This is a genomic window from Kitasatospora sp. NPDC091257 (assembly GCF_044757675.1).
GTDB lineage: Bacteria > Actinomycetota > Actinomycetes > Streptomycetales > Streptomycetaceae > Kitasatospora > Kitasatospora lactacystinica.
This window is the reverse complement of record NZ_JBIVVI010000632.1, coordinates 1-5325: the sequence shown is the minus strand read 5'-3', so window position 1 is coordinate 5325 and position 5325 is coordinate 1. Positions and strand designations below refer to the sequence as shown.

The window sequence follows — 5325 nt, the reverse complement described above, 5'->3', positions numbered from 1 at the left end:
CCCGGACATGGTGTCCGGGAGGGCCCGTCGGGGTGCCGGGTGCGTCAGGCGGTGACGGCGGCGAGGGCGGCCTCGGAGTCGAGGACGCCGGCCACGGCCTGCAGGACGGCGGCGATCTTCATCGAGGCCTGGACGACCTCGCGCTCGACGCCGGCCTTGCGCAGCACGGCCTCGTGCGAGTCGAGGCACTGGCCGCAGCCGTTGATGGCGGAGACCGCGAAGCACCAGAGCTCGAAGTCGACCTTCTCGACGCCCGGGGTGCCGATGATGTTCATCCGCAGACCGGCCCGCATCGTGCTGTACTCCTTGTCGGAGAGCAGGTGCAGCGTCCGGTAGTAGACGTTGTTCATCCCCATGATCGCGGCCGCGCCCTTGGCGGCGTTGTACGCCTCCGGGGACAGGTTGGCCTTGGCCTCGGGCTCCAGCTCACGCAGCAGGCCGGGGCTGCGGGTGGCCATCGCGCAGGACAGCACGGTGCCCCAGAGCTGCTGGGCGGGGAGGTCGGAGTTGCCGATGACCGAGCCCAGGTTGAGCTTGAGGTCCTTGGCGTAGTCCGGGAGGGCGGCCTTCAGGTCGTCGAGAGCCATGGGTCAGCCCGCCAGCAGGGCCTGGGCGTCGAGGGTGTCCTCGCCCTTGTTCCAGTTGCACGGGCACAGCTCGTCGGTCTGCAGGGCGTCCAGCACCCGCAGGACCTCCTTGGGGTTACGGCCGACGGAGCCGGCGGTGACCATGACGAACTGGATCTCGTTGTTCGGGTCGACGATGAAGACGGCGCGCTGGGCGGTGCCGTCCTCGCCCTCGACGCCGCAGGCGCGCATCAGGTCGTGCTTGATGTCGGCCAGCATCGGGAAGGGCAGGTCGCGCAGGTCCTTGTGGTCCTTGCGCCAGGCGTGGTGCACGAACTCGGAGTCGCCGGAGACGCCGAGGACCTGGGCGTCGCGGTCGGCGAACTCGTCGTTCAGCTTGCCGAACGCGGCGATCTCGGTCGGGCAGACGAAGGTGAAGTCCATCGGCCAGAAGAAGACGATCTTCCACTTGCCCTCGTAGGACTTGTGGTTGATATCGGCGAAGGCGCTCGCGGCGTCCAGGTCGACACAGGCCTTGAGGTCGAACTCGGGGAACTTGTCACCGATCGTGAGCACGTTCGCTTCTCCTGAAGTGAGATGAGGGGAGCTTGTCCGGAATCCGGACACCACTCACAGTTCCACATCGTGGACTGATCAGGGAAATAGCTACACTGGATGTGTCTGATCGGAGATTGTTATCAGTACTGAATCCCCCACGTCGCGGCCGCGTCCCCGCCGGAACGGCGGCCCCAAGGGCGACCCGACTGTGGCGAGCGCCACAGTCCGCAGCCCGCGCACCCCGACCGTCGCCCAGTTGCGCGCCTTCGTCGCGGTGGCCGAGCACCGGCACTTCCGGGAGGCCGCCGCCGCCACCGGGACCAGCCAGCCCGCGCTGTCCGGGGCGGTCGCAGCGCTGGAGGAGTCGCTGGGCGCACAGCTGGTCGAGCGTACGACGCGCAAGGTGATCGTCACCCCACTGGGGGAGCGTGTGCACCAGCACGCGCGCCGGGTGCTCGCCTCGCTGCAGGCCCTCACCGAGGAGGTCGAGGCCGCCCGCCGTCCGTTCACCGGGCCGCTGCACCTGGGTGTCATCCCGACCGTCGCGCCCTACCTGCTGCCCACCGTGCTGCGGCTGGTCCGCGACGGCTTCCCGGACCTGGAGCTGCACGTCCACGAGGAGCGCACCCCCTCGCTGCTGGAGGGCCTGGCCGCCGGGCGGCTGGACGTCCTGCTGCTCGCGCTGCCGGCCGGCGGGGCCTCGCCGACCAAGGACATCCCGCTGTTCGACGAGGACTTCGTCCTGCTCACCCCGCCCGGCCACCCGCTCGCCGGGCGGATCGACGTCCCGCGCGACGTGCTGCTCGACCTGGACGTGCTGCTGCTGGAGGAGGGCCACTGCCTGCGCGACCAGGCGCTGGACATCTGCCGCGAGGTCGGCGCCGACCCGGCGGGCTCGACCACCCGCGCTGCCGGCCTGTCCACCCTGGTCCAGCTGGTCGCCGGCGGCCTCGGGGTGACCCTGCTGCCCGCCACCGCGCTGGACGTCGAGGCCGGGCGCACCGACCGGCTGGCCGCCGTCCGCTTCGCCGCACCGCAGCCCGGCCGCAGGATCGGGCTGGCCGTCCGGCCGGGCTCGGCCCGCAACGCCGAGTACGAGCGCTTCGCGGCCGCGCTGCGCGAGGTGCTGGTCGAGCTGCCGGTCCGGATCGTTTCCTAGCGCGAAGCGCGCAGGGCGTCCGGCCGACGGAGTTCCGCCGCCGGGGTGCCCAGGCAGAGTCCGACCGTCGTCGCGACGAGGAGCTCCAGCGCCTCCAGGGTGTCCTGGTCGGGCCGGTCGCCGGGCCGGCGCAGAGTGAGGTGGCGGGCCGTCAGGCCGTCGAAGCCGCCGAGGAAGTGGACGGCGATCCGGCGGGCGGGCAGCGCCAGGCTCAGGCCGTGGGCGGCCGCGAGGGCGTCGAGCATCTCGGTGGCGGTGCCCTCGATGTCGTGCTGGAGCCCGAGCATGATCTCCTGCATGTCCGGGTCGCGCATGGCCAGCGCCCCGAACTCGCTCAGCAGCACGCAGCGTCCGTGCTCGCCGGTGGCGGCCTCCCAGAGCGCGAGCACCAGGGTGCGGACCTGTTCGCCGAACGCGCCGTCGCCGGGGGAGGCGGCGCGCACCTCGCCGACGAAGTCGGACTTCAGCTGCTGGACGACCGCCCGGTAGAGATCCTTCTTGGTGCCGAAGGTGTAGTGCACCGTCGCCTGCGCCACGCCCAGCTCGGCCGCGATCGCGCGGGTGCTGCCGGCGGCGATTCCCTCCCTGGTCATCAGGTCGATCGCGGCCTGGACCAGTTGCGGTCGGCGTTCGGAGGCGGGGACGTGGGCCATCCAGTCAGGGTAGCGCCACGGGCAGGCAACTGCGTCGTGCGATCTTGTCGGTCAACTTTGTCACCCGACAAAGTTCGGTCTACGGTGGGACGCGACCTGCCCTGACCGACCCGAGGGACCGCCGATGGCCACGTACCTGTACCGACTGGGCCGATACTGCTTCCGGCGGCGACGGGCCGTCGTCGCCGTCTGGATCGCCCTGCTCCTCGCCATCGGCGGGGCCGCGGGCGCCTTCGCCGGCAAGACCACCGACGAGTTCAAGGTCCCGGGCACCGAGGCGCAGGCCGCCCTGGACCGGATCAAGGACACCTTCCCGGCGCAGGGCCACGGCTCCGCGCAGGTCGTCTTCGCCGCCGGCGCGCCCGGCGGCATCGGGACGCCCGAGGCGGGCAGGGCGGTCGGCGAGGCCGTCGCCCGGATCGCCCAGGTGCCGGGCGTGGCCGCGGTGCCGGACCCGTACGCCACCGGCGCGCTCTCGCCGGACGGGAAGGTCGCGCTCGCGCTGGTCTCCTTCGACCACAAGCTCGCCGACGTCACCGACCGGCAGCGCGACGCGGTGAAGGCCGCCGCCGAGCCGGCCCGCGCGGCCGGGCTGGACGTGGCCTTCGGCGGCGACGCGTACAACACGATGGCCCAGATCGAGGGCGGCAGCGAGGCGATCGGCCTGGTGGTGGCCGGGCTGGTGCTGGTGGTCACCCTCGGCACGCTGGTCGCCGCCGGGCTGCCGCTGCTGACCGCGCTGGTCGGCGTCGGCGTGACGATGGCCGGCCTGCTGGCGCTCACCGGCTCCTTCGAGATCATCACCACCGCGCCGGTGCTGGCCCTGATGGTCGGCCTCGCGGTCGGCATCGACTACGCGCTGTTCATCCTCTTCCGGTACCGCCGCCACCTGGACGAGGGCCTGGAGCCGGAGGAGGCCGCCGCCCGGGCCACCGCGACCGCCGGCAGCGCCGTCGTCTTCGCCGGCCTGACCGTGGTCGTCGCGCTCGCCGGACTCGCCGTCGCGGGCGTGCCCTTCCTCACCGTGATGGGCCTGGCCGCCTCCGGGGCCGTCGTGGTGGCCGTCCTGGTCGCGATCACGCTGCTGCCCGCCGTGCTGGGCTTCACCGGCCGGGCGATCGACCGGCTGCCGATCTGGAAGCGGGCCCTGACCGCCAACGGCCGCACCACCATGGGCGAGCGCTGGGGCCGCTTCGTGGTCCGCCGTCCGCTGCCCGTCCTGCTGGTCGCACTGGCCGGGCTGGGCGCCCTGGCGGTGCCCGCCGCGAGCCTGAACCTCGGTCTGCCGAGCGGCGGTTCGCAGGCCGCCGGGACGGACGCGCGCAAGGCGTACGACCTGGTCGGCGAGAGCTTCGGGCCGGGCTTCAACGCTCCGCTGGTGGTCGTCGTGGACGCCCACGGCGCCCCGCAGCCCGAGCAGGCGGTGCGGGAGGTGGCCGCGAAGCTCCAGACCCTCAAGGGCGTCGGGACGCTGCTGCCGCCGACCGTCGACCAGGAGAGCCGCACCGCGCTGGTGACCGTCATCCCGCAGACCGGTCCGGACCACGCGGACACCGAGGCGCTGGTCAACGAGATCCGCGACCGGAAGGCGGAGCTGAAGGCGGAGACCGGCGCGGACATCGCCGTCACCGGCACCACGGCCGCCAACATCGACGTCTCCACCAAGCTCGGCCAGGCGCTGCCGCCCTTCCTCGCGGTGATCGTCGGGATCGCGGTGGTGCTGCTGGCGCTGGCGTTCCGCTCGGTGCTCGTCCCGCTCAAGGCGGTGGCCGGCTTCCTGCTCAGCGTCACCGCCTCGCTCGGCGCGGTGGTCGCGGTCTACCAGTGGGGCTGGCTGGACGGGCTGATCGACGTGCCCAAGGTCGGGCCGGTGGTGAGCTTCGTGCCGATCCTGCTGATCGGCGTGCTGTTCGGGCTGGCGATGGACTACGAGCTGTTCCTGGTCTCCGGGATGAAGGAGCAGCACGTCCACGGCGCGGCGCCGCGCGAGGCCGTGGTGGCCGGGGTGCGGAACGGGGCCCGGGTGGTCACGGCGGCCGCGCTGATCATGGTGGCGGTGTTCGGCTCGTTCGTCTTCGGCCACGACCCGGTCGTCCAGCCGATCGGCTTCGCCCTCGCGGTGGGCGTGCTGGTGGACGCCTTCGTGGTGCGGATGGCGCTGGTGCCGGCCGCGATGGCGCTGTTCGGCAAGGCCGCCTGGTGGTTCCCGAAGCGGCTGGAGAAGGTCGTGCCGCGGGTGGACATGGAGGGCGAGCAGCTGATGGCCCGGCTCGCGCGACGGCCGGCCGAGGACGGGACGCGGGAGCCGGCCGAGCAGCCGGCCGTGGAGCCGACCCGGATCTGACGGCCCCGGCCCCAGAAGCCCCGGCGCCAGGAGGCCCGGCCCGGG

General features: G+C 72.8%; 5 protein-coding genes. 2 read left to right on the top strand and 3 right to left on the bottom strand.

What is annotated here, in order from left to right; genetic code table 11:
- Positions 1-44: 44 nt before the first annotated feature.
- Both ACIQOV_RS26080 and ACIQOV_RS26075 read right to left on the bottom strand, forming a co-directional pair.
- The gene (locus ACIQOV_RS26080; protein ID WP_359899503.1) at positions 45-587 is read right to left on the bottom strand and encodes an alkyl hydroperoxide reductase; all 543 of its coding nucleotides are present in this window, start codon (positions 585-587) and stop codon (positions 45-47) included.
- Positions 588-590: 3 nt separating this feature from the next.
- On the bottom strand, positions 591-1142 hold the full coding sequence (locus ACIQOV_RS26075) for a peroxiredoxin (RefSeq protein WP_359899505.1): 552 nt from the start codon (positions 1140-1142) through the stop codon (positions 591-593).
- A gap of 190 nt (positions 1143-1332) precedes the next feature.
- On the opposite strand from ACIQOV_RS26075, the gene ACIQOV_RS26070 reads away from it, so the two are divergent.
- A complete protein-coding gene (locus ACIQOV_RS26070; protein ID WP_401052395.1) occupies positions 1333-2283 on the top strand; it encodes a LysR substrate-binding domain-containing protein in 951 nt (316 codons plus the stop codon).
- On the opposite strand, the gene ACIQOV_RS26065 is transcribed toward ACIQOV_RS26070, so the two are convergent.
- Complete coding sequence (locus tag ACIQOV_RS26065; protein ID WP_401052393.1) at positions 2280-2936, bottom strand: TetR/AcrR family transcriptional regulator; 657 nt, start codon at positions 2934-2936, stop codon at positions 2280-2282. The two genes, ACIQOV_RS26070 and ACIQOV_RS26065, sit on opposite strands and share 4 nt — an antisense overlap.
- A gap of 124 nt (positions 2937-3060) precedes the next feature.
- Here ACIQOV_RS26065 and ACIQOV_RS26060 point away from each other — a divergent pair, with 124 nt between their 5' ends.
- Positions 3061-5280 (top strand): MMPL family transporter, encoded by a 2220-nt coding sequence (locus ACIQOV_RS26060; RefSeq protein WP_401052391.1) that lies wholly within the window; start codon positions 3061-3063, stop codon positions 5278-5280.
- Positions 5281-5325: the final 45 nt, after the last annotated feature.

Coding starts and splice junctions, on each gene's coding strand:
- ACIQOV_RS26080 (WP_359899503.1), bottom strand. CDS start 587: ATGGCTCTCGACGACCTGAAGGCCGCCCTCCCGGACTACGCCAAGGAC.
- ACIQOV_RS26065 (WP_401052393.1), bottom strand. CDS start 2,936: ATGGCCCACGTCCCCGCCTCCGAACGCCGACCGCAACTGGTCCAGGCC.
- ACIQOV_RS26060 (WP_401052391.1), top strand. CDS start 3,061: ATGGCCACGTACCTGTACCGACTGGGCCGATACTGCTTCCGGCGGCGA.